Here is a 23,668-nt window from a genome sequence, read left to right as displayed (position 1 = left end):
TTAAGTAATTTACTATTTTTTAATTGTTTATTTTGAAATTAAAGAAAAATTAGAACGAATTTTCATCGAAGTGAAATTTCAAGTGTAAAAAAATAAAATTTGAAAGAAGCCTATGAAATTTTACAGACTCAAAAAAAAGAAGATGTAAAATTGAAATTTAAACGTCAATTTTACTGTTGATCAATGAGTCATCACCGGCTGAAATGATTTCGCCATCCAAAACTTCGATAACTCTATCTGCAAGTTTAGCTACATCCATATCATGAGTTACAATAATCAATGTTACATTTTTATCTTCGTGCAAATCGATTAGTTGCTTAAGGATTTTACTACTTGTCTTGGAATCTAGTGATCCTGTTGGTTCATCTGCCAATATTATTGATGGATCATTTGCAAGGGCTCGGGCAATTGCAACCCTTTGACGTTCACCACCTGACAGCTTGTTCGGCAATATGTCCGCCTTGTCCTTGAGACCAACATCATCAAGCAGCTTCAATGCCTTTGCCCTCATATCCTTTGATGACATCTTTTGAGTGTACATCGGAATCTCTATGTTTTCGGCAACGGAAATATTTGGAATCAGGTTGTGAAGCTGAAAAATGAAGCCAATCTTTTGAGCCCTGAACTCATTCAGCCTTTTTGAGGAAGCCAAGTCCTCATCTGCAACACTAATTCTTCCTGAATCCGGAACATCCAATGCACCAAGCATGTTCAACAATGTTGACTTACCGGACCCTGACGGTCCGATGATGGATACGAATTCCCCATCTGCAATTGTGAGGTTCACGCCGTTCAGCGCCTTGATTTTCCCGTCCTCATAGCTCTTATACAAATCTTTAATTTCTACAATATTCATAGTAAAACCTCACTCGTACCTCAATGCCTCTGTTGGAGGAAGCCTGACCGCCTTAAGAGCAGGATATATTCCACCCACAATACCTACAACTATTGCAATTAGGAATGCCTGGATGAATATCTTAGGAGTGAACAGTGGAGTGAAACCTATTTGAGGGCCAAGAACCATACAAAGCGCAACACCGACAATTGCCCCAATAATTGCTGAAACTATAGTGATAACTAATGATTCGCCCACTATCATTGTAATGATTTTCCTATTTGACCATCCAACAGCCTTCAAGACTCCAATTTCACGGGTTCTTTCAAACACGCTCATCAGCATGGTATTGATAATGCCCAATCCACCAACCACAATGGCCAGAAGTGAAATCGCCCATGTTGATGCCTGAAGCATGTTGAGCATGTCCGCCATCTGCTCCATCTCCATGACAGAAGTGATTGTTGTGATGTTGTCTCCGTATTTTGCATCAATCCTGTCGGCAACTTCCTGAGCGTCGACACCCTTCTCGACCTTGACGTAGATGTTTGAAATGGAATCCTCATCATCCATAAGCTCCCCAACTCTGGAAATGGATGTGAACACTCCTCCGGCCATGCTTGAGTCTCCTGTTTCGTATATTCCGACTATCTCAAAGTCTTCACGGTTGACCTCGATGGTGTCGCCAACTGAATAGTTGTTGTCGTCTGCGTAAATCTCTCCCATGATGACCTCATCGGCATTGTCCTCGAATATCCTTCCTTCCTTGATGGAAATGTCTGCCATGGTTGTTCCTGCAGGATCAATTCCTATCAGCGTATTCATGTAGTCGTCGCCAACCGATGTCAGAACGACATAAATCGGATAGGCCTCCTGGACCCCTGTGACATTAGCTATCTTATCCGTCCATGATGCGTCGATTGTATTTGTTCCATATGCAGAATCCCCGGTTTCCTTTCCTGAAATCTGGAAATCGGCACCTCCCGCATGGATTGTATCTTCGAAGGTATCGACCAGACCCTCTGTGATTCCACCAAGAGCCACGATTACAACAATGCCGATTGCAATCCCTACAATGGACAGTATTGCACTGGTCTTTCTCCTGAATGGATTTTTAATAATGAACTTTAAAAATGACATATTAATTAATAGGGTACTAACATATAAATAACTGATTATTGCATTGATTGAGATGCAAAAAAGAGGCATTAAGATGCATAAAAAAACACTTTTAGAAAACATTGACAAGATCCACACAACTGAAATGGGCATTGGAAGGATACAAAAAAATCTTGGAATTACTGAAGAACCGGTCAGTTACTGCATTTCCAAATTACAAAAGAAAGATTCAACAGTTTCAAAAGAAGGTAAAAATTACTATGTTGAAGTTGACAACTGCAGAATAACAATCAATTCAAGCAGTTTTACAATAATAACTGCTCATAAAATCTAATTTTAAAAAAAAAGTAAAAAAAAAAAGAAGAGATTGATTAATCTCTTTAAATTTAATCATCCATATCTTCGAATCTGGATTCTAATTTTTCCATTACACCAGGTAATGAAGTGTATTCCATTTCTTCAGCAGGTAATCTGTGAGGTTCGAATGGACCGTGTCTTCTGATGTAAGTTGCGATTTTAGCAGCTTGTTCACGGGTAGGGTCGAATGCAGGGTCGTCAAATAAGTCGACTGGTCCGATTAATTCACCGTTAGCTACTTGGAAACCTAATCCTACTACTCTAGGTGGTCCGTCGAATCTGATTGGGTTTGCTTCCATTTCAGATACTGGCATCATTGGACCGTTGTGGGATCCTCTCATCCATCCACTTACCATGTGTGGGAATGCAAATGGATCTACACATTCACCGTTAGCAGGGAAACCAGATTGTGCTCTTACGATACATACTGGGTCGTCTTTACCAACGTATTCTCCAGCCATTAAGTTTAATCTTTCGGTACTTATTGCAGCTGCGATTTCACCGTTTTTCTTCCATACTCTTTTGATTACGTATCTTCCGGTGGAACCGATTAATGCGAGTAAGTCGTACATTTCTTCAGGACAGTTTAAGATAACTTTTCTGTGTTCGATTACATCGAATACTTCAAATTTGAATCCATCGTGTAATGATGGGTCGATAACTAATCCTGCAGTGTTGAATGGGTCTGCAAACATTCTGAATACTGGTAAGTTGAATGCACCAGGTTCAGTTTTGTCACAGCAGAATACGAGCACTGGGTCGGATGGTCTTTCTTCGAATTCCATTTCTGCTACACCAGGACCCATACCTTTGATGTTTCCTGAGAAAGTGTCAGACAATAAGTCTTGACCTGCACCGTATAATTTTAATTCACGTGCTCTTTCGGTAGCTTTCATGAATGCATCGTATGCAGTTTTGTGTACTTCTTCGTTTTCTACCCCTTTGTCGTGGGTCATGATTAAATCTATGTCGTCTCCACAACGGGAAACATAGTAATCTTTGATGATGCCTGCTTCTAAAGCGTCAGCTAAAACTTCATCACAAATTTCCATTAAATCTGGGTGTGCGACACAGTGTCCAGACACACTTCCGATATCAGCTTTAATTACACTAACTGTAGTTTTCATTTTAAATACCTCGATTAGTAAATTAATTATTTACTAGACATTTATTATTTTTGACAAGAATAGTATTTAATTATTGTTATCATGGAGCCCGTAAGAAGTTAAGTTTCCATTTCCAATCAAATAATTAGTTTGAAAAATAAGTTAATTTAGTAGTCCCGAGCGGAGTCGAACCGCTGTCTTTGGGTCCAGGGCCCAAAAGGATTGCCGCTACCCTACGGGACTAAAAGATTATTTTTATCGAACATAATATATAAAATTAAATTCTAAAAAAAAGTTAAATAGAAAACTTATTCAAGTTTTCTAATATTTTCAAATGCCTTTTCGATTTCGGCATCCTGATCCATTTCCTCACAAGCCTCTTTCACGCGTTGCAAGTCCGCATGTGTTTCAGGATATCTTGGAACTGCACTGCATCCGCCATCATCGATTTTAGATATGTCAAAAGTTCCAATGTCCTTTGCAATGGCAGTGATTTCCTCCTTGTCAAGACCAATCAATGGAGACAAAATCGGCATGTCCACACCGTAACGGGTCGCCAGGATGTTTGACAATGTCTGTGAAGCCACCTGACCGACACTGCTTCCGTCAACGATTGCATCAGCACCCAATTTGACAGCCAACTTTTCAGCTATGCGATACATTCCAGATTTACACAATACACAAGTCATCCTTTCTGGAGCCTTGGTTTTTGCAGTCTGCAGGTATTCACCATAGTCAATCACGCGCCTTTGGATAGGATTTCCACTTGCATAGATATTAAGCTGGTCAACCAACTTATTGAAGTTTTCAGTGACTTTAGGACCTGAAAACGGATCGTTATTACAGTGAAGCGCAACAACTTCACATCCCCTTTTCATCATCAGGTATGCTGCAACAGGGGAGTCTATACCACTTGATAAAAGAACAATGACTTTTCCTTGTGTTCCTAAAGGCAATCCTCCAGGACCTTTTATCTTTTCATGGAAAATGAATGTCTTTTCCTCACGGACCTCAACGAAAATTGTCAGGTCAGGGTTTGTCAAGTCAACAGGCGCCAACACCACATTCCTTACGACACCACCACAATGTGCTGCCATTTCCTGTGAAGTGAAATCATGTTTTCCAACACGACGGCACTTGATTGCAAACTTAGTGTTCTCATCAATCAAACCTTCCTTAATCAATTCTTCAACATACTCAGTCAAGGTACTGTCAATGTCCTCATAGCTTGTATCTGTTGAGGTTGCAGGAGAGTATGACACTACACCAAACACCCTGTTCAATTTCTCTATTCCTTCGTCGAAATCCTTAGGATGAATGTATATTCTTCCCTGATTTCTGTCCACATCGCATTCAAAAGTAGCCTTAATATTTTTAACTAGCTTTCTTTCAAAACGTGCCCTTATCTTAGGGCTTTTAACCCCTATTTCGCCATATCTGGCAATAATTAAATCATAATTCATTTAAACAACTCTCTAAATTTTAGTACACGCTGAAAAAAATAGCAATCCCTTCTATACTAGTTTTTTAAAATATAACAGCAACTATAATCTTTAAAATTCATCACTAATAAAATTAATCAATTTTAAAATATACAAAATAACACCGCAAAAATCACATAATCTTTCTAGATTATTCAAAACCATAAAATAACACTAACTACAAAACTCTTAATATGACTAAATTCTGTCCCGAATGTGGAAAAAAACTTAACGACGATGTAGCATTCTGCCCAAATTGTGGCGAAAAAGTAGATGTCCCATCTGTAAAATCCAATGATAATTTAAAAAGGACCAAACTTATAACAATAGCAGTAATAGCAATAATAGTCATTATTGGTGCTCTATTTATAAGTGGACATATTGATCCTAAAGGAACACCTCATATTACCATCAGCGGAGACTCAGGATTGACTACAGAAGATAGCATTAAAATATCCTTAAAATCCACAACAGATGAAGGCTTATCAGATAAAACAATACATGTCACATTTAAAAACGATGACGGCAAATATGAATTTGAAGAAAAAACCAATTCAAACGGGAACATAAAAATTAACACGGATTTCTTACCGGGAACATACGAAGTCACTTGTGAATTTGATGGAGATTTAGAATATCATGAAACAAGCCTTACAAAAGAAGTTACAATTTCAGAACCTGAACCGGATTACGAGTCCTATCAATATTCCAATAGTTTTGAATACACTGACAAGAATGGGGATGGTTATGTGTATTTAAGTGATATGAATATAGCTCATACTCCTCAAGATATACAAAATAGGATGTTTGCGGATTCCGACGATAACCATGACGGCAAATTGAACAGCCACGAATACTATAAATTCATGTATAAATTGAATTATGACAGATCAAGCTATGGCATTGCCTAAAATCAAGTTGAGGATGTGACGCAAAATTTTTAATTGAATTTTGTGTTTTTGATTTTTTTATAGTTTTTCTTATTTTTAGTTGTTTTTTCTGTTTATTTCGTTGTATATTCTTTTTAGATTGTGTCCGATTGTGTATAGTTTGAATTCTGTGTTTGTGTTTTTTATTCCTGTTGTGGTGAATTCATGGAGTTTCATATTTTGTTTTATGTGTGCAAATGGTAGTTCTGCTGTTTTTGATCGTTTTTTGTAGATTTTTTGTGCCCAGTCTGTTTCCATTTTCCGTTGCATTCTAATCTTTGAAGATTTTCCACAGTCTTGAATTGTTCTGTAGTTCTTTTTCTTGCAGCAGATTTCTTTCATAATGCAGTTTTTACATTCATTAGTCCAATAACTTATTCTTTGTTTGTTTTTGTATTCGTATGTTTTTCTTCGATATAAAATTTCGCCCAAAGGGCAGATATAGATTTCAATTTCAGCATCGTAAGTGAAATTGTCTTTTTTAAATGGTTTATCCCATAGATTATACTTTTTTTCTTTTCTTGAGAGTTTTCTTGTGGATATGTATCCATCGAGTCCTTTTTCTTCGAGATAGGTTGTGTTTTCATCTGTGGAATATCCATTATCAGCACTGAATTGGAAATTAGAAGGCATTTCATCGTAAATTCCTTCTAAATTGCTTTCTAATTGTTCTATTGATGGAATTAGTTCGAAATGGTCCGTTGGATTTTGTGTTACGTATGATGAAAGTATTATTCCTTTGTATTCGTCTACAATGATTTGTGCATTGTAATCCCATTCCGATTTGCCTTTTTTATTCATCATCAAGCGAGCATCAGGGTCATTAATACCAATTACATCTTTTGGTGACTTTTTTACTTTTTCTTCGAGTTCATTGAGTTTTTTTAAAACTTTTTCAGGATTTTTTCAGCCTGTTTTAAAAGATTTAAACTTGAAGAACGAAGTTTATCTTTGTTTCTATCATTTTTAGAAGATTTTTCTATTTCTTTTACTATTTCTTTGAATTTTTCTTTGTCAGTTAAGGATTCTGGAACACTATTTTCAGATACATCTCCAAGTTCTTCATCTTCTTGTTGATCTCTTTCAATACTTTTTTTGGAGGTGTTCTTTCATGATTTTGATTTGATTTTCATCTGTTAATTTGTTAATAGATGTTTTTGCTTTGATTTTAGTTCCGTCCAAGCTCAAATGATGGATTTTTATTAAATCATTATCTTTTGCAATTTTAATGGTTGTTTTGAATGCTTCGTCGATTAAATCGGAATATTCGACTTTAAATCTTGCTATTGTCCTATATGACGGTTTTTCCATTGCTGCAAGATACATATATGCAATGTCCGTACGTGTTTTTCTCTCAATTTCCCTTGAAGATAATCCCCCATCGAAAACACTCATTAAAATGAGTCTAAGCAATAATTCGCGAGGATAAGCAAATTCACCAGGAGTTCCACGAAACTCCTGGTTCGCTTTCGAACAATCAATTAAATCAACCACATTTTTAATAAAATAACACGGATGATCTTTAGGAATCAAATTCCGCAAGTCCAACGGACTAACATACTCTGATTAATATTATCATCTTTCAAAACCATGAATAAAACAACCATAAATATTAATATCTATAATAAAAGATTGTACTTCATAGTATATAAAATTAAAGAAAAAATAAGCAAAATAAAATTAAAAAAATAGTGACTTCGTGTCACATCCTCAAGTTTTAAAAAAAAGAATAGTTTAAGGATAACGATTATTATCCTTAAATTAAATCGACTGCAGTTTGGATGGCTTCATCCATTTTGTCTGTGTTTTTACCTGCACCTTGTGCTAAAGTTAGACGGCCGCCACCGCCACCACCAAGCACTCCAGCAGCGGTTTTGATAATCTCATTAATTTTAATTCCATTATCAATTGCATCTTGTGAAGCTGCACCGACAATCTTACCATCATTGTTTCCCATGATGACAACATCAGCCTTGCCGTTGTCTGTAAAGTCTGTAGCCATCTTTTGAAGCTCCTTGAAGTCAGCCTCAATCAGTTGGTGAACGACTTTCAAGCCGTTGATTTCATCGTATTCATCAGCCAATGAGTTCATTTTAAGGCTTGCGATTTCTGATTTCAAGCGGTCAATCTCATTTTTCTGAGCTTTCCATTCAGAGAAGAACCTGTCACAGGTTTTAGGCAATTGGTCGTTTTCAACCTTGAATATTGATGAACTTTCCCTTAGGATTTCACCGTCATGCTGCATTGAGTCGATTGCAGCAAGACCTGCTGAAAAGTCAATCCTTTCAACACCATCTTGAACCCTTTCGGTCTTGTTGATCTTGATTGGTCCGACTACACCAGTCCTCAATACATGTGTACCTGCACAAGCCTGCACGTCAACTCCAGGGATTTTTACGACACGAATCATTTTACCCGGAACGATACCCCCTTGGTAAAGCACGAATCCGTACAGTTCCTGTGCCTCGTCACGGGTGTGGAACTTTATGTCGAGCTCAATGTTTTGCATCACGTATTCGTTTGCAAGTTTCTCGATTTCATTGAGTTCCTCTTGGGTGATACGTTTGTAGTGTGAAACGTCTATACGTGCACGGGTGAGCTCGTTTTGTGATCCTGCCTGCCAGATGTGCTGACCGAGCACTTTCCTTGCAGCCGCAATGACCAGGTGTGTTCCTGTGTGGTGGCGCGCAAGGGTTATCCTTCTGTCCCAATCGATTTTACCAGTGACTTTTTTGCCAACAACATCTCCTGGGATGTCTCCATCCACATGATGCAATACAACATTGTTGACCTTTTCGGCATATGGTATTTTAAAGACATTTCCGTCAATGGAAACCTCACCTATATCGGAAGGTTGACCTCCTCCTTCAGGGTAGAATGTGGTTTTGTCAAAGATTAAAGATTGCTTGCCGTCCTTTTCGACTAATCCTAAAACTTCAGCTTCAAATTCTTGTTGGTAGAAATCTTTATAGAACAGTAAGTCTGTTTCAGGGAAGTCTACTTTAAATGAGGACTTCTTGTTTGATGTGTCCTTTTCGTGTGCTCCTGCAACCTGTGTGAAGAAGTTATCCGGAACATTAACGGTAAAGTCATCTCCGGCCATTTCAACAACAGTTTCAGGAGGCATACCGTGAGCGTCATACAGGTCAATCAGCATGTCAAGAGGCATTTCTGATTTTCCTTCTTTTTTAAGTCTTTTGATTGCTCTTTTAACAATGCTTTTACCTTTCTTGACTGTTGCAGCGTACCTTTCCTCTTCAAGAGTGATGATGTTCATGATGTGCTCTTCTGAGTCACGGATTTCAGGATAGAATTTTGATAGGAAATCCAATTGTATCGCCATAACGTCCGCAAGGGATTCCTTCATGTCCAATTCCTTCATGAACCTTATTGTTCTTCTTAAAACCAGTCTTGCAAGATATCCTTCCTTAACGTTGGATGGAATGATTCCATCTGCAATCATGAAAGCGAGACATCTGGTATGGTCTGCGATAATGTAGATTGCTTCCATCGGTTCAGCAGCCTTCAGGTACTCTTCCAGTGATAAACCTAAACTGTCTGCCACCTGTTGCCTGAGTTCTTTCAAGTCACCAATGTCCTCAATATCCATCATTCCGGCGATTTGAGCATTTCTTCCCTGGATGTCCTCATTGATTTCAACACCTGTCAATTCTTTTAGCTTGTCAACCACAGGTGCGAAACATGCATCATATGCTGTTGGAGTTCCCTGTGAAATCCATGCTATTCTTTCAAGTCCGTAACCAGTGTCCACTACCTTGATTGGAATTTCCTTCTTGTCCCCGTTTTCAAGGGTTTCATATTGGATGAAAACAAGTGTTGCAAGTTCCACTCCACGGCAGCACACCTCGTAACATGGTCCTTCGTTACCTCCACCGCTCCACCATGACTTGATGAAGGTAATCTCTTCAGTGTTGATTCCAATGTGGTCAAAGAATTTGTGACAAAGCTCAATGGTTCTGTCTTCCCAGTAGATGAAGTCATCTTCCTTGTTGATAACAGTGTGAGTACCCATAGTGAAACAAGTCATGTGACGACCTGTTCTTCCTACATTGTCAACGTCGTTGAGTCTGATTGAAGGCTGTGCCATTTCAATAGGGTTTGCAGGTGGCTTCACAAGCCCTGAAGTGATCCATGGCTGGAAACAGAAAATGGATGCACCTACTAAAAATACGTCATCTCTCCATCTTTTTGCAAGCACTGGATATCTGTGGACATGTGTGTGTCCTTCACTTTCTAAAAATTCTCTAAAAACCTGTTGGATCTCATATAAGTTGTATGGCTTGTCAGTTGCAGGATTTGCAATGAACTCATACTCATCACATGGAGCGTCCCCACAAGTGTCTCTGTCGACCTGTGAGTAGAACTCTTGTCCGCAAGTTTTACATGTTTGCTTTTTATAACCAAGTTCATCAAAAATTTCTACCATAATAATCATTTAAATTATTTATTAGTTTATAATATGTTTTTAATTTAATAAATAATTAGTGAAAAATGTGATGAAAATAACAGTTTGAAAAATAGTTCTTAAAAAAATAGTCTAAAAATCGGATCAAAAAAAGAAATAAAAAAAGAAAGTGATAGATTTAAAAAATCTATCCGAAGAGAGCACCTAATCCAGCTGCTGCTTCTTCTTCAACAGCTTCAGCTGCTGCAGGAGCTGCTGCAGGTGCTGCTGCTGCCATAGCAGTAGTTTCCATAGCTTCGTCGATGTCAACATCTTCTAAAGCTGCGATTAAAGCTTTGATTCTTGCGTCATCAGCTTCAATTCCTGCTGCTTCAATAATACTTTTAACATTTTCTTCGTTAATATCTTTTTCTGCACTGTGCAAAATCATTGCCGCATATATATATTCCATGTTATCACCATTAATTTATTTCAAAGTGTTAGTTTTTTATAATAATAAAAATTTTAAATTAATTTAACCGAAGAGAGCTCCTAACCCAGCTGCTGCTTCTTCTTCACTACTTTCTTCTTCTTCCTCTTCTTCTGGTTCTTCTTCAACAACTTCTTCTACTACTGGAGCAGCTGCTACAGCAACGCTGGAAAGTTTTTCAGCTAATTCGTCGTCAATAGCACCTGGTGCGTCAGCAACTTCGGATGCTAATGCTAACATTTTAGCTTGTGCTAAACCAATGATTGGTTCTGAAGTTTCAGAAGTCATTATTGCTGCTTCTACACCGACATTGATTGCTCTGGTGTAAGCAAGAGTAATGATAGTGGAAATAGTTTCATCAGTAGGGATAGCTGCGTTTACAGATAAGTTGAATGCATTTCTGAATGCATTTTGTACGTCAGCTAATGTTTGTTCTTCATCGATTGCAAGTACATCGGAAGTGTAAATTGCACCTTCTTCATATACTGCTTTTAAATCAATTCCTACTTCCATTGGATTAATATCCATTCTTGATAAGGTTGCTGCAACTTGTTTAGATACTTCTTCACCAGCTGCTACTACGACAGTTTCTTTTTGTACGCAGATTTTTCCTTTATCAATTTTTGCAGGAATACCTACTTGTTGTAATTCTCCTAAGAATGGACCTGGTTCAAATCCTGTGTCCCCTTCAGGTACAATAATATCATCAACTGCAATAGATCCTGGTTTTGCAGGAGCTGAAGTTTTGCTGTCTTCCAATATTTTGTATAATTTGAAAGGGTTCATTTCAGTTGCGATAAGTGCAACTTGACCATCCATATGTTCGGATAAATCAACAACGTTGGTTTTATCAGCATTACAATCTTCGAGAGCTAAATCGATAAGATTTTTCTTAGCCATTCTGATAACAGCTTTTCCTTTGAGAGATTTTCTCATTTCTTGGAGCTGTTTTGCAGGAATGTTCATTAAATCGACAATACCGACAACGTCGTATTCGTCAATAATACCTTTTAGCTCGTTAACTTCTTCCTTTTTCCATTCAGCAACATGAGCCATTAGATCACCCTCACTACTGGTCCCATAGTTGTTTTAATAAACATGGACTTAATTTGACTTCTTCCTTTTTCTAAATTGCGGTCTAAGACTGTAAGAACAGTTTCCACATTTTCAGCTATATCCTCGTCTGACATGTCTTGGCTTCCAACAACAATTTGAATAGAAGGTTGTTGTTTTACACCAACTTTGACAGTACTTTGTAATCTTTCTAAAAGAGGATCTAATTTGATACTTGCAGGCACTGGTTTAGGCATTTTTCCACGTGGACCTAAAACTGGACCAAGGAATCTACCTACGAGTGGCATCATATCAGCTTGAGCTACTAAGAAATCAACAGAGTTAGCCATTTTTTTAGCGGATTTTCTGTCTTTTCCGAACTCTTCTAAATCCTGTTTGTTGATTACAGTGTCAAGACCAGCATCTTTAGCTTGAACAATGAGTTCCCCATCAGCAATGACTCCGATTTTAACATCTTTGCCACGGCCGTTAGGAAGAGTAACTTCCTCATTAAACCTATTTTCTGGCTTTTTGACATCTAAGTCTCTGATATTAATGATAATATCAATAGACTCAGTGAAGTTTCTCGGCTTAGATTGTTCTTTTGCCTCCTTCACCGCGTTAATTACATCTTGTGTCATTATTCATCCCCCATGAACATTCTCTGTTCATTGGATATTTTTTTTTGGTTTCATGAGTATCGATTACAAGAAAAAAATTCTTCAACGATTGCATGAATTAAAAACAGTATATCAATTATAATCTTAAATTATAACATCATATACACTGTATTATTAACTTAATTTAAATTTAAACTGGACAATATCTATTCTAATAAGATATCGTCATATACTCCAGCATCAACATCTTTTTGTGCTTCTCTTGGGTCTTTACCGTCAACGGATAATCCCATACTTACACAGGTTCCCATAACTTCTTTGACACCTGCTTTGTAATCATTAGCTAATAATGAATCGAATTTCATTCTAGCGATTTTTAAAGCGGTTTCAATAGGTAAGTCATTTACAATGTCTAAACCTGGTTCATGAGAAGCTTTGTCAATGCCTAATTCTTCCATGATTAATGCAGTTGTTGGTGGAGTACCGATTTCGATTTCGAATTCTTTGGTATCTCTATCAATAGATACTTTTACAGGCACTTTCATTCCTGCAAAGTCAGCACTTTTTTTATTGATTTCTTCAACTACTTGCATCATGTTAATACCGAAAGGTCCTAAAGCTGGGCCTAATGGTGGTCCTGGAGTTGCAGTTCCACCTTCGATAAGAACTTCGACTGTATCTTTAGCCATCAGTCAGCCTCCTTTTGAATTATTCTAATTTGATCAGCTTTAACAGTAACCGGAATTGGTACTGCAGCTTCTATTAACTCAAGAACGACTTCTTCACGTGATTCGTCAATACGAACCACTTTTGCTCTTTCTCCTTTGAAAGGACCAGAAATAAGCTCCACAATACTTCCTTTTTGAATAGAGGAAATAATAGGTTCTGGTTTTAAGAATCTTTTCACTTCTTCAAAGGTAATACCAACACTACCCTCTACAACACCTCTTAAATGTTGTACTTTTAAATCAGGATTCCTAAGATCTATTTTTGTTGATGATTCAACTAAAATATAACCTTTTAAAGACTCTGGGACAAGGATTGATGAAATGCCTATGCCATCAATGGTTCTAGCCTTACGAGCTAAAAGCCTAGCCACATTTCTTTCTTGACCTGCAGATGTTTTAAGAGCATATATGGAACTGTTAGTATCTTCCATGAAAAATTCACCTATTTTTTAAGTTTTTAGTTGTTAATAAAATCATACATTAAGTTAAAAATATTATAAAAGCCTTTAGTTTTAAGAAAAATTTTCCTAAAAAATAAGATTTCTATAATAATAATATTTATGATAAATAATAGTATTTAAAAGTTTTCAAAAATATGAAAATTTTTGAGAAAAAACATTACGGAAATATTTTATTATAATTACAAAAGATCAAAAAAAGTAAGAATTGGATTTAGATACCAATTAAGGAACCTAAACATACGAGGATATAACCAATACCACCAATGACTAAAACACCAATAGCTGAAATCTTAGCCAATTCACGGTATTCTTTACCATCAGGTTTTCTTGATACTTTTAATACTCTTTTAGCGTCTTTAATAAATTTATTGAAATCTTCTTGTACATTCATTTGAATAACCCAAAATAAAAAATTTATAATTATAATAAAATAATAGTAATAAAATAATTTATAACTTAAACATTAATAAATGTTTGCATTTTTCAAAAAAAATAAAAAATGAAATTAGAAGATTCCGTCAATGAAATCATCTAATTGGTCACCAGCTGCATCAGAATCAGATTTTTCTTCAGCATATTCAATATCTGGAGAAGAACCAGATTCATAATTAGCTTCAATACCTGAAACAACAACAGTGGTCCTAACAATATTTTGGAGACTTTCGTCAATTTGAGTACCCCAAATAATATTAGCTTCAGGATCCAATTTGTCAGCTACAACTTGAACGATTTTTTCTGCTTCGTGTAATGTCAAGTCTGAACTACCAGATATGTTGACCAATGCACCTTTAGCATTTGAAATATCGATGTCTAATAATGGGCTGCTTAATGCTTCATGTACAGATTCTAAAGCTCTGTCGCCAGTATCAGATTCACCCATACCAATCATAGCCATTCCTGAACCACTCATGATACTTCTAATATCTGCAAAGTCTAAACTTACAAGACCTTTCTTAGTAATTAATTCAGTGATTCCTTTAACAGCTCTTCCTAAGATTTCATCGGAAACCATGAAAGCCTTGTTTAAAGGTAAGTTTGGTGCAACTTCTAATAATTTATCATTAGGTATAATAATAACAGTGTCAGCAGCATTTTGGAGTTTTTCTAAACCTTGTTCAGCATTTTCTCTTCTTTTAATTCCTTCTGCTGAAAATGGCATAGTAGCAACAGCAACGGTTAATGCTCCTAATTTCTTAGCGATTTTAGCAATGATTGGAGCTGAACCAGTACCAGTTCCTCCACCAAGACCGCAAGTGACAAATACCATGTCAGAGCCTTCTAATTCTTCTCTGATTTGATCTTCACTTTCTTCAGCACATTCCTCACCAACGGATGGTTCTCCACCTGCTCCTAATCCTTTTGAGGTTTGTCTACCTAATAGGATTTTTTTAGCGGATTGGCTGTAAAATAAATCTTGAGCATCAGTATTTACTGCAATGGTTGTTGCGCCTTCGATACCCATTTCATTTAATCTTGAAATAGTATTGTTTCCTGCCCCACCTGCTCCAACAACAAAAATATGAGTTTGAGCTCCTTTAATCATCTCAATAAGATCATCATCTATGTCTGAAGAGAGGTTTGACGGTGTTTTCTCTTCCATTCTTTCTTCGGATTCTTTGATTGCATCATCTATAAATTTCACAAATTAACCCCACATACTCTGCTAATTAAAATAATTGTTAAATATTTCTATTGTAACTAATATTTAAATGCAACTAATTATATTGTAAATTTGAATATTCTACCGAGAAAATTAAATTTGACATTAATCTCTTGGCATCGCTAGAATCTCATGGAATTTTAAATCAAATAGATTTTTAGCATTGACTGGAGTCAAAATAACCGCAGTGTCTACACCATGACCTCTACCACCAATAGCAATGATTTCTTCACCAACAGGAATTAAACCTGCATCAGCAGCCATGATTGAGATTTCTCCAGCAACTTTTATTCCATGTGAAAACATTCTTAAAGTGTCTGCCACAACATCCAATGGAGAGTATCCTCCATATTTATTGGTCACTCCCCTTGCAGCACCGCTGAAGGCATGGCTTCCAAAATATGTTTTGATTCCAACGGCTTCCAGCTTTTTAACCATGTCCTCTGAGATGTCGGATTCATTCGGGCCGCTGAATCCCATGTGATGAGTTACATTGATGATTTCAACATCATCTCCAATGGCATCATGCAATTTTAATGCGGATTTCCCAGAAGAGGAAGCGATTAAAACTCTTTTAATGTTTTCAGAGAGATCCAATTTATCTTTAACGGCCATAATCAATTCATCGGTGTAATCTTCACCTTCTTTATCAAAATATGTAATAAATTTTCTTGCCATGTAAAACATCCCTAATAGATAAATATATTAAAATTCTATTATGTTATATAATATATTGAATTATTTTAATAAAGATTTTTATGAAAAGCGATGAACTTGAAAATATTAAACATGTAATTAATGGAGATTACATTGTAATTCCAATTGAAACAGGTTATATTAAACCAAACGAAAATTTAAACTCCATAATTGAACCTGCAAAAGAGCTAATGGAAAATGGAGATTATTTGGTTATTGCAGAAACTCCCATTTCTGTTTCACAGGGAAGACTAGTTGATGAAGCGGAATACACTCCCTCCCTAACTGCAAAGTTTTTAACAACCGTGTGGAGCAAATATTTATGGGGATACATACTGGGACCTGCCTTAAAGATTAAAAAAAGAACCATCAAAAACCTGAGAAAATTGCCTGAAGAAACAAAAGCTCACAAGGAAGTGGTTCTTCAACTGTATGGACTTAAACATGCTTTGAAACCTGCTTCAGAAGCGGGAATTGATTTGAGTAATGCTCCAGGAACTTGTGTTTCACTATTGCCCGAAAATCCCGAAAAAGTTGCAAAGGATCTCAAAAAAGAAATTGGAAAAGACGTTTGCGTGATGATTATTGACACCGATGCAACATACATGAAAAATGGAAAATACTTTACAGGATTGCCTATTGCCATTGAGGGAATTGACGCCGATAACGGATTTTTCGGATATTTAAAAGGCCAACTGTCTGAAAACATGGGGTCAACACCACTTGGATGCAGTGAAAAGATGGATGTTGAAACTGCATTAAAAATAGCAAACATTGCAGAAGATTACCAAAAATCACTTGCAACTGAAATGAAAACAATACACAGCGTTAAAGCCGTTTTAGGTTCAGAAATTGATGAAGTGACCATTGAAGACCTTGATTCCATCATCCATACACCTGCGGTAATTATTAGGAAGATTTAATCAAAAATTTTCAAATAATAACCATTAATAAATTAAATATCAAGAAATAAGGCAATGATATTTCACAAATACTTAAAATAAGCATTTTTAGCATGAAAAAATTTAAAGAAAGAAAGTTTTATATTAAAGATTTTACATAAAAAATAAGTGCTTATAAGTTAAAAGTTTTAATTAAATTAAACATAACGGATTTGATTTTGTGAACATCGATAACATTGCGAAATATAGAAACTATTTATTGCCTTTAATGGACATAATATCCATAATTTTAGGATATTATTTTGTATCAGTTCTAATCACTGATTCATTTTTAATGAAACCTACAAGCATTATAACAGTGCATGAGATTTTAACAGGAATTATACTATCCATTATTATCTATCAAATCATGTTCAGAGTGACAAAAAGATATTCAAACATCATCCGTTATGAAAACAATCAAGATTATCTTTTATACATCATTCTTTCAGTGTTTTCAATATTGATTGTGTCATTTATTGAAGAGTTGTTTTTAGGCATGAAAAATCCAACAATCAAACACAATCTGGTTATTGCAATAGTCATCGGTATACTGATGGTTGTTTACAGGCTACTAATCAAATATGTGTTATTAAATGATGTTGTGAGCAACAACAACAATTCAGAGTCTGAAAACAAAAAGAGATTATTAATCATTGGAGGAGGATACTCCGCAAATGACATTATCAAAACTTTAAATTCATCTCTTAAAGGACAATACGAAATCATTGGAATCATTGATGACAATAAAAAACGTATCGGTTATTCAGTGGCAGGAGTCAGAATCCTCGGCGACAGGACCAAAATCATACCAATCTGTGAAAGTCAAAAGATTGACGAAATATTTTTCACAATTGTAAATATCGACAACAAGAATAAAAGAGAGATTCTTGAATTGTGCAGCAAAACCAACGTAAAGGTAAAAGTCCTATCAAGTTTAAAAGAGATGATTACTCAAGAAAACCTCTTCCATAGCTTAAGAGATGTTGAAATAGAGGATTTGCTTGGAAGAGACCCAATTGAACTTGACAATCACAATATTAAAAATTTAATTAATGAGAAAGTTGTTTTAGTTACCGGAGCAGGAGGGTCAATAGGATCCGAACTATGCAGACAGATAATGCTCCACAATCCAAAACAAATGATATTGCTAGACAACTATGAAAACAGTTTATATGATATTGAGCTTGAGCTTAAAACAAACAATCCTAATCACGACATTCGTGCAGTCGTTGCAAATATCCGTGAAAAAGACAGGCTAGAGTCAATATTTGAAAAGTATTCCCCAGAAATCGTTTTCCATGCAGCAGCACACAAGCATGTTCCATTGATGGAAAACAACCCAACTGAAGCTATAAAAAATAATGTATTCGGAACATACAACCTGGTAAACTGTTCAGACAAATTTAATGTTAAAAGATTTATTTTAATTTCAACTGACAAGGCGGTTAACCCAACAAACATCATGGGAGCCAGTAAAAGATTATGTGAAATGATAATCCAGGCAAAAGATAAGGAAAGCTCCACAGAGTTTGTTGCAGTCAGGTTCGGTAATGTGCTTGGCAGTAATGGATCTGTCGTTCCATTATTCAAAAAGCAGATTGCCCATGGAGGACCTGTAACCGTAACCCATAAAGAGATAACAAGATTCTTCATGACAATTCCTGAAGCTGTTGCTTTAGTGCTTCAGGCAATAACCTATGCCGAAGGTGGAGAGATTTTCGTGCTGGACATGGGAGAGCCGGTTAAAATTTATGACCTTGCAAAAAGCCTTATCGAGTTGTCAGGATACACATTAGGTAAGGACATGGAAATTGAAATCACTGGCATGAGACCTGGAGAAAAACTCTACGAAGAGTTACTGATGAGCGAAGAAAATCTTGAAAGCACCAAACATGACAAGATATTCATCACAGAATCCATGAATTTTGCGATGGAGGATATCGAAAAGAAATTAGACATGTTTAGAGAACTCTTGAAAGATGAGAATGTAGGCAAGGATGAAATTAAGGATACAATGAAAAAATGTGTTCCTACATATAAAGAACCTGAAGAAGTTAACGGAGAATAAATAATGATGAAGATTCCATTTTCACCACCAGACATTAGTGAAGAAGAGATTAATGAAGTAATTGCAGCATTAAAGTCAGGCTGGATTACTACTGGCCCTAAAACAAAAGAATTTGAAAGTAAAATAACTGAATATTGCGGCAGCGACAGAACTGTTTGTTTAAGTGCTGCTACAACTGCCCTAGAAATGACATTGAGAGTTTTAGGCATTGGTGAAGGAGATGAGGTAATCGTGCCTGCATACACCTATACCGCATCATGTAGCGTAATCTGCCATGTCGGGGCAACACCGGTCATGATAGACAGCCAAGTTGACACCCAACTAATGGACTATGACAAGTTAAGTGATGCAATTAGTGAAAAAACCAAAGCGATCATTCCAGTAGACATTGCAGGAATATTGTGCGATTACGATAAGATTTATGAAATAATCGAATCCAAAAAGGATTTGTTCACACCATCCACCGAGTTACAAGAGGCTTTCAATAGAATCATCATTGTAGCTGATTCCGCTCATGGTTTCGGTGCCGTAAATGATGGCAAAAAATCAGGAAACCTAGCTGATTTTACTTGTTTCTCATTCCATGCTGTTAAAAACCTCACAACAGCCGAGGGAGGCGCAGTAACCTGGAAGAAAAATGAAAATATTGACAGTGAGAAACTATACAAGAAATATCAAATTTATTCATTGCATGGACAAACCAAGGACGCATTGGAAAAGACTCAAAAGGGATCATGGGAATATGACATTCTACTTCCTGCATACAAATGCAACATGACAGATATCCAAGCGGGAATAGGCCTTGGACAATTGAAACGCTATGATGAAATGCTTTCAAGAAGACATGAAATCATCAGACAATATGATGAGGGATTTAAGGACAGCAAAGTTATCACACCACGCCACTTTAGCGAAAATTCCGCATCTTCAGGACACCTATACCTGGCAAGACTTGAAGGCATAAGTTTAGAGCAAAGAAATGAAATCATAGTAAAAATGGAAGAAGCAGGAATAAGCACAAATGTCCACTACAAACCACTCCCATTATTAACAGCTTATAAAAATTTAGGATTTGACATTGCCGATTATCCTAATGCATATCATTTATTTGAAAATGAGATAAGCCTGCCGATATACTCCACATTAACCACTGAAGAAGTTGACTATATCATCAAAAATCTATTAGATATCTTAAAAAATTATTAAATATCGTTAGTTATTTATAATACAAAATAAATAACTAATATCAATTTTATTGTTTTATTTTTATTTATAAAATATAAGTTTTAGGGGAAAATATGATAGACGATCCATTAGTAAAGACCTTATTAACCAATGTTGTTGAAGACGAAAGCAATTTACCGATTGTTAAAGCATTACTCGATGGTGTAGAAACCGATGAAGAAATTGCAAATAAAACTGGAATTAAATTGAATATTGTTAGAAAAATACTTTACAGACTTTATGATATGGGATTAGCTAGTTATAAAAGAAGTAAAGACCCTGAAACACAATGGTTCACTTATTCTTGGAAATTTGAAAAAGAAGAAGTTATAAATCGTATAATTAAAGATTCTGAAAACTATCTGAAAATGCTTAATGAAGAATTAGAACGTGAAGAAAACAACATGTTCTTCCTATGCCCACAAGGACATGTCAGACTTGATTTTGATGAAGCATCTGACTATGAATTTTTATGTCCAGCTTGTGGAGACGAATTAGAATTCCAAGACAATAAAGCAACAATCAAACAAATTAAAGAAGACATTAAAATGGTTGAAAGTAATTTTAAGTCATTTAGTGAAAAAAATAGATAAAATGGAAATTGAATTACTTAAACAAGAAAACACACCAGAAAATGTCATAGAACATTGTGAAGCAGTTTATAAAAAAGCTATGAAAATAGCTGCTAATTTTGATAATGTGGATGAAGACCTTATAAGAAAAGGCGCTTTACTGCATGATATTGGAAGATCCAGAACCCATGGAATAACCCATGCCGTGGAAGGAGTGAAGATTGCCCAAGAACACGGGTACAACGAGGATGTGCTAAATATCATCGAAAGACACATCGGTGCGGGAATCACTGAAAGCGAATCAGTTAAACTTGGACTTCCAAAAAAATCTTATGTGCCCCAAACCCTTGAGGAGAAAATCGTTGCCCATGCAGACAATCTAGTAAGCGGGAGCAAAGAAGTTGACATTGATTTTGTAATAAACAAATGGAAAAGAACTATCGAAGATAGTGATGACAATATTGAAAGATTAATTAAGCTTGATAACGAGTTAATAAAAGCTTTTGAGGAATGATTATGAAAGTAATATGTTCAAGTGAAGAGTCTCTCTATCGTCCGGAAGCGGTCAGGTGGAGACAGAGAATGGAAATTATGAAACCTCTTGGAGATACTGTCGTATTATTGCCCTGCAGTATGAAAAAACCTTATTCCAATTCAAAATCCCATCAAAAATTTAGAAAATTAACAAGATCATATCAAGAGCTTATTGTCACTTCCCCTTTTGGAATTTGTCCAAGGGAACTTGAAAACACTTTTCCGATTCAATCTTATGATGTGAGTACCACAGGTTCATGGTCTGCTGATGAAATCGAAGAAAGCGGCAGATTGATAGCCAAGTACTGTGAAGGAAAAAAAGTCGTTGCAAACCTTGCTGGAGGTTATCTGGAATCCTGTGAAGCATACCTGGACGATTTTGTTAATGTTTGTGTGGATGGGCGTCCGACTTCCCCAGATTCACTTTATAATCTAAGGATGGAATTGAAAAATCATCAAAGAGTCAATAGACGTGAAAAGACCTTGCACGAACTTAAGTCAATTGCAAAATACCAGTTTGGTGAAGGAGGAGAAGGATTTATTCCTGACAATGTTAAAACCAAAGGAATGTATCACAAAAGGATATTGTCCAATGGAACCCAATTGGCATTATTAAATAAAGATTACGGATTGTATAGATTAAACTTACCGGGTGGAGAAATCTTAAAGGAATTGGGAATCCATATCATCAACATTGATTTTGACTTGGAAACAAACACCGTTTTTGCACCTGGAGTTGAAAAAGCAGACCCTAAAATCGTTCCAAATGACGAGGTCGTCGTTGTTCGTGACGATACCGTTGTTGGAGTGGGCAAGGCAGTTATGACCGGTCGTGAGATGGAAGAGTGCCGTAACGGTATTGCAGTTAAATTAAAACATCGTTTGAAAAAATAACAACATATATAAATATCATTATTAATACTTATAAATACATAAATTATAGGAGACTGAAAATGTCAGAAGAATTAGTAAATACTATTAAAGACGCAATTTCTCCAATTAATGACCCTCACATGGGAATCAGTATTGTAGAAATGGGAATTGTAAAAAATATCGCTGTTGATGGTGATCAAGCTGAAATTACCCTCCAACCAACCAACCCCGGTTGTATGAGTATTACTCGTATCGCTGCTGATACTAAAATCAGAGCTGAAAACGTTGAAGGTATTGAAAACGTGAAAATCATCGTTGAAGGACATGCTATGGCAGACTCCATTAACGAAATGATTAACAGATAAAATTTTAATTTTTTATTGTTTTTCCATGTATAACCGAAACAGTTATATATGGCAATAAACATATGTATAAGTGTTGACAGTTAACTGTCACACAATATGTATAGGCTAGTGGCACAGCTTGGTTAGCGCGCTCGGCTGATAACCGGGAGGTCATGGGTTCGAATCCCATCTAGCCTACTTCTAAGCTTTTTTTAAAATATTTTTCTTTTTACATGACAACTTTTTCTAAGAATTTCCACAAATAATATATACCGTATTCTACAAATATTAACTTGAATGTACAAAAAGTTGGAATGATGATAGAAATGTGGGAAAAGATTAATGAAAAATTCAAAAAATACCCTGCAAGAATCAGAGTTGCAGAAAAGATGATTGAACTTGGACTGTCCATAAACGATGATGGAAAAGTATATTGTGGAAACTTAAAAATCAGCGACAAGGCATTGGCAACAGCTGCAAATGTGGACAGACGTGCAATCAAATCAACAATTGAAGTCATATGTGAAGACGATGAACTATACAACCTATTCAGCAACATCATCCCAGCAGGAACACTATTAAAAAATATCGCTAAAAACATAGACCTTGGAGTTATTGAAATTGAAGTCGGATCCCAAAGTGAAGGAATTCTAGCAAAAACTACAAACTTAATAACAGAAAAAGGAATAGGAATAAGGCAAGCTTATGCCGAAGACACTGAACTTCAGCAAAGCCCAATACTAACCATAATAACTGAGGAACCAGTTAAAGGCGATTTAATAAATGAATTTTTAAAAATAGATGGAGTAACAAGAGTTTCAATCTATTGATTGAAATGTTCATTTCTTGCTTTTTCCATTTCAATATCTTCTTCTTCGAGAATATCTAAAAGTTCTTCCCAAGCTTCTAAAGACTCTTTAGCAGCTTCTTCAGTTAATTTTTCAATTGCATAACCAGCATGGATTAAAACATAATCACCAATCTCTACTTCAGGTAAGAGATCTATTTTTGCTTGTTGTCTTGCTCCACCGAAGTCAGCAACTAACCAATTATCTTCTCTGTTTATCTCAACAACATGAGCGGGTGCTGCAATACACATAAATATCAATCTCCAAAATTTAATATATATTAATAATTAAATGTTAGTATTATATAAAACTATCTAATGG

The 23,668-nt window shown here is 36.0% G+C and carries 26 protein-coding genes and 2 tRNA genes; 11 read left to right on the top strand and 17 right to left on the bottom strand.

Translation table 11 applies throughout. The features are described from left to right. Positions 1-157: 157 nt before the first annotated feature. Positions 158-856, bottom strand: coding sequence for an ABC transporter ATP-binding protein (locus ILA26_RS04150; RefSeq protein ID WP_292894327.1), 699 nt, complete (start codon positions 854-856; stop codon positions 158-160). A gap of 9 nt (positions 857-865) precedes the next feature. Next, on the bottom strand, positions 866-1,975 hold the full coding sequence (locus tag ILA26_RS04145; protein WP_292894326.1) for an ABC transporter permease: 1,110 nt from the start codon (positions 1,973-1,975) through the stop codon (positions 866-868). A 73-nt stretch (positions 1,976-2,048) separates the two neighbouring features. Here ILA26_RS04145 and ILA26_RS04140 point away from each other — a divergent pair, with 73 nt between their 5' ends. Next, a complete protein-coding gene (locus ILA26_RS04140) occupies positions 2,049-2,288 on the top strand; it encodes a DUF3781 domain-containing protein (protein ID WP_292894325.1) in 240 nt (79 codons plus the stop codon). Positions 2,289-2,340: 52 nt separating this feature from the next. On the opposite strand, the gene fbp is transcribed toward ILA26_RS04140, so the two are convergent. The 3 genes from fbp to thiI all read right to left on the bottom strand — a co-directional run bounded on the left by fbp (position 2,341) and on the right by thiI (position 4,880). Further along, positions 2,341-3,438, bottom strand: a complete 1,098-nt coding sequence (fbp, locus tag ILA26_RS04135; protein WP_292740748.1) for a fructose-1,6-bisphosphate aldolase/phosphatase — start codon at positions 3,436-3,438, stop codon at positions 2,341-2,343. A 150-nt stretch (positions 3,439-3,588) separates the two neighbouring features. Beyond that, a tRNA-Gln gene (locus ILA26_RS04130) sits at positions 3,589-3,660 on the bottom strand. A 65-nt stretch (positions 3,661-3,725) separates the two neighbouring features. Then, entirely contained in the window at positions 3,726-4,880 is a 1,155-nt protein-coding gene (gene thiI, locus ILA26_RS04125) for a tRNA uracil 4-sulfurtransferase ThiI (RefSeq protein ID WP_292894324.1), read from the bottom strand. 212 nt (positions 4,881-5,092) lie between these two features. On the opposite strand from thiI, the gene ILA26_RS04120 reads away from it, so the two are divergent. After that, on the top strand, positions 5,093-5,809 hold the full coding sequence (locus tag ILA26_RS04120) for a zinc-ribbon domain-containing protein (protein ID WP_292894323.1): 717 nt from the start codon (positions 5,093-5,095) through the stop codon (positions 5,807-5,809). 75 nt (positions 5,810-5,884) lie between these two features. Here the strand turns inward: ILA26_RS04120 and ILA26_RS04115 are convergent, their stop codons facing one another. From ILA26_RS04115 to ILA26_RS04065, 11 genes are all read right to left on the bottom strand, one after another. Beyond that, positions 5,885-6,628, bottom strand: a complete 744-nt coding sequence (locus ILA26_RS04115) for a transposase (RefSeq protein WP_292894322.1) — start codon at positions 6,626-6,628, stop codon at positions 5,885-5,887. Positions 6,629-6,910: 282 nt separating this feature from the next. Then, positions 6,911-7,321, bottom strand: coding sequence for a transposase (locus ILA26_RS04110; RefSeq protein ID WP_292894321.1), 411 nt, complete (start codon positions 7,319-7,321; stop codon positions 6,911-6,913). A 262-nt stretch (positions 7,322-7,583) separates the two neighbouring features. Beyond that, positions 7,584-10,283 carry an alanine--tRNA ligase gene (alaS, locus tag ILA26_RS04105; protein ID WP_292894320.1) on the bottom strand — a complete coding sequence of 900 codons (2,700 nt, stop codon included), beginning with the start codon at positions 10,281-10,283 and terminating at the stop codon, positions 7,584-7,586. Between the two features lie 157 nt (positions 10,284-10,440). Next, positions 10,441-10,704 carry a 50S ribosomal protein P1 gene (gene rpl12p, locus ILA26_RS04100; protein WP_292894319.1) on the bottom strand — a complete coding sequence of 88 codons (264 nt, stop codon included), beginning with the start codon at positions 10,702-10,704 and terminating at the stop codon, positions 10,441-10,443. A 63-nt stretch (positions 10,705-10,767) separates the two neighbouring features. Next, a complete protein-coding gene (locus tag ILA26_RS04095) occupies positions 10,768-11,778 on the bottom strand; it encodes a 50S ribosomal protein L10 (protein WP_292894318.1) in 1,011 nt (336 codons plus the stop codon). Continuing rightward, positions 11,778-12,416: a 50S ribosomal protein L1 gene (locus tag ILA26_RS04090; protein WP_292894317.1), complete on the bottom strand. Its 639-nt coding sequence runs from the start codon at positions 12,414-12,416 to the stop codon at positions 11,778-11,780. The genes ILA26_RS04095 and ILA26_RS04090 overlap by 1 nt, the downstream gene beginning before the upstream one ends. Positions 12,417-12,601: 185 nt before the next feature. Then, the gene (locus tag ILA26_RS04085; protein WP_292894316.1) at positions 12,602-13,084 is read right to left on the bottom strand and encodes a 50S ribosomal protein L11; all 483 of its coding nucleotides are present in this window, start codon (positions 13,082-13,084) and stop codon (positions 12,602-12,604) included. Beyond that, entirely contained in the window at positions 13,084-13,554 is a 471-nt protein-coding gene (locus ILA26_RS04080; protein WP_292605964.1) for a transcription elongation factor Spt5, read from the bottom strand. Before ILA26_RS04080 ends, ILA26_RS04085 begins: the two co-directional genes overlap by 1 nt. A gap of 241 nt (positions 13,555-13,795) precedes the next feature. Next, positions 13,796-13,975, bottom strand: a complete 180-nt coding sequence (locus ILA26_RS04075; protein WP_292894315.1) for a protein translocase SEC61 complex subunit gamma — start codon at positions 13,973-13,975, stop codon at positions 13,796-13,798. A 114-nt stretch (positions 13,976-14,089) separates the two neighbouring features. After that, positions 14,090-15,226 (bottom strand): cell division protein FtsZ, encoded by a 1,137-nt coding sequence (ftsZ, locus tag ILA26_RS04070; protein ID WP_292894314.1) that lies wholly within the window; start codon positions 15,224-15,226, stop codon positions 14,090-14,092. A gap of 123 nt (positions 15,227-15,349) precedes the next feature. After that, positions 15,350-15,922: a pyruvate kinase alpha/beta domain-containing protein gene (locus tag ILA26_RS04065; RefSeq protein WP_292894313.1), complete on the bottom strand. Its 573-nt coding sequence runs from the start codon at positions 15,920-15,922 to the stop codon at positions 15,350-15,352. Between the two features lie 80 nt (positions 15,923-16,002). On the opposite strand from ILA26_RS04065, the gene ILA26_RS04060 reads away from it, so the two are divergent. The 9 genes from ILA26_RS04060 (at position 16,003) to ILA26_RS04020 (ending at position 23,329) form a co-directional block, all read left to right on the top strand. Further along, positions 16,003-16,863, top strand: coding sequence for a coenzyme F420-0:L-glutamate ligase (locus ILA26_RS04060; RefSeq protein ID WP_292894312.1), 861 nt, complete (start codon positions 16,003-16,005; stop codon positions 16,861-16,863). 199 nt (positions 16,864-17,062) lie between these two features. Continuing rightward, on the top strand, positions 17,063-18,952 hold the full coding sequence (locus ILA26_RS04055) for a nucleoside-diphosphate sugar epimerase/dehydratase (protein ID WP_292894311.1): 1,890 nt from the start codon (positions 17,063-17,065) through the stop codon (positions 18,950-18,952). A 3-nt stretch (positions 18,953-18,955) separates the two neighbouring features. Beyond that, entirely contained in the window at positions 18,956-20,158 is a 1,203-nt protein-coding gene (locus tag ILA26_RS04050; RefSeq protein ID WP_292894310.1) for a DegT/DnrJ/EryC1/StrS aminotransferase family protein, read from the top strand. A gap of 92 nt (positions 20,159-20,250) precedes the next feature. After that, positions 20,251-20,769, top strand: coding sequence for a transcription factor E (tfe, locus tag ILA26_RS04045; RefSeq protein ID WP_292894309.1), 519 nt, complete (start codon positions 20,251-20,253; stop codon positions 20,767-20,769). A gap of 1 nt (position 20,770) precedes the next feature. Then, a complete protein-coding gene (locus ILA26_RS04040) occupies positions 20,771-21,262 on the top strand; it encodes a TIGR00295 family protein (RefSeq protein ID WP_292894308.1) in 492 nt (163 codons plus the stop codon). Positions 21,263-21,264: 2 nt separating this feature from the next. Next, a complete protein-coding gene (locus tag ILA26_RS04035) occupies positions 21,265-22,176 on the top strand; it encodes a DUF5591 domain-containing protein (RefSeq protein WP_292894306.1) in 912 nt (303 codons plus the stop codon). A 59-nt stretch (positions 22,177-22,235) separates the two neighbouring features. Further along, positions 22,236-22,520, top strand: a complete 285-nt coding sequence (locus tag ILA26_RS04030; protein WP_292894304.1) for an iron-sulfur cluster assembly protein — start codon at positions 22,236-22,238, stop codon at positions 22,518-22,520. Positions 22,521-22,622: 102 nt separating this feature from the next. Further along, positions 22,623-22,697 (top strand) — tRNA-Ile (locus ILA26_RS04025). Positions 22,698-22,813: 116 nt separating this feature from the next. After that, a complete protein-coding gene (locus ILA26_RS04020) occupies positions 22,814-23,329 on the top strand; it encodes an amino acid-binding protein (protein ID WP_292894332.1) in 516 nt (171 codons plus the stop codon). On the opposite strand, the gene ILA26_RS04015 is transcribed toward ILA26_RS04020, so the two are convergent. Further along, positions 23,323-23,598: a HypC/HybG/HupF family hydrogenase formation chaperone gene (locus tag ILA26_RS04015; RefSeq protein WP_292894302.1), complete on the bottom strand. Its 276-nt coding sequence runs from the start codon at positions 23,596-23,598 to the stop codon at positions 23,323-23,325. The two genes, ILA26_RS04020 and ILA26_RS04015, sit on opposite strands and share 7 nt — an antisense overlap. Between the last annotated feature and the right edge of the window lie 70 nt (positions 23,599-23,668).

This window comes from Methanobrevibacter sp., from assembly GCF_017940815.1.
In the GTDB taxonomy this organism is placed as follows: Archaea; Methanobacteriota; Methanobacteria; order Methanobacteriales; family Methanobacteriaceae; genus Methanocatella.
The sequence above is the reverse complement of the archived record's forward strand: the minus strand, read 5'-3'. Positions and strand labels throughout refer to the sequence as shown.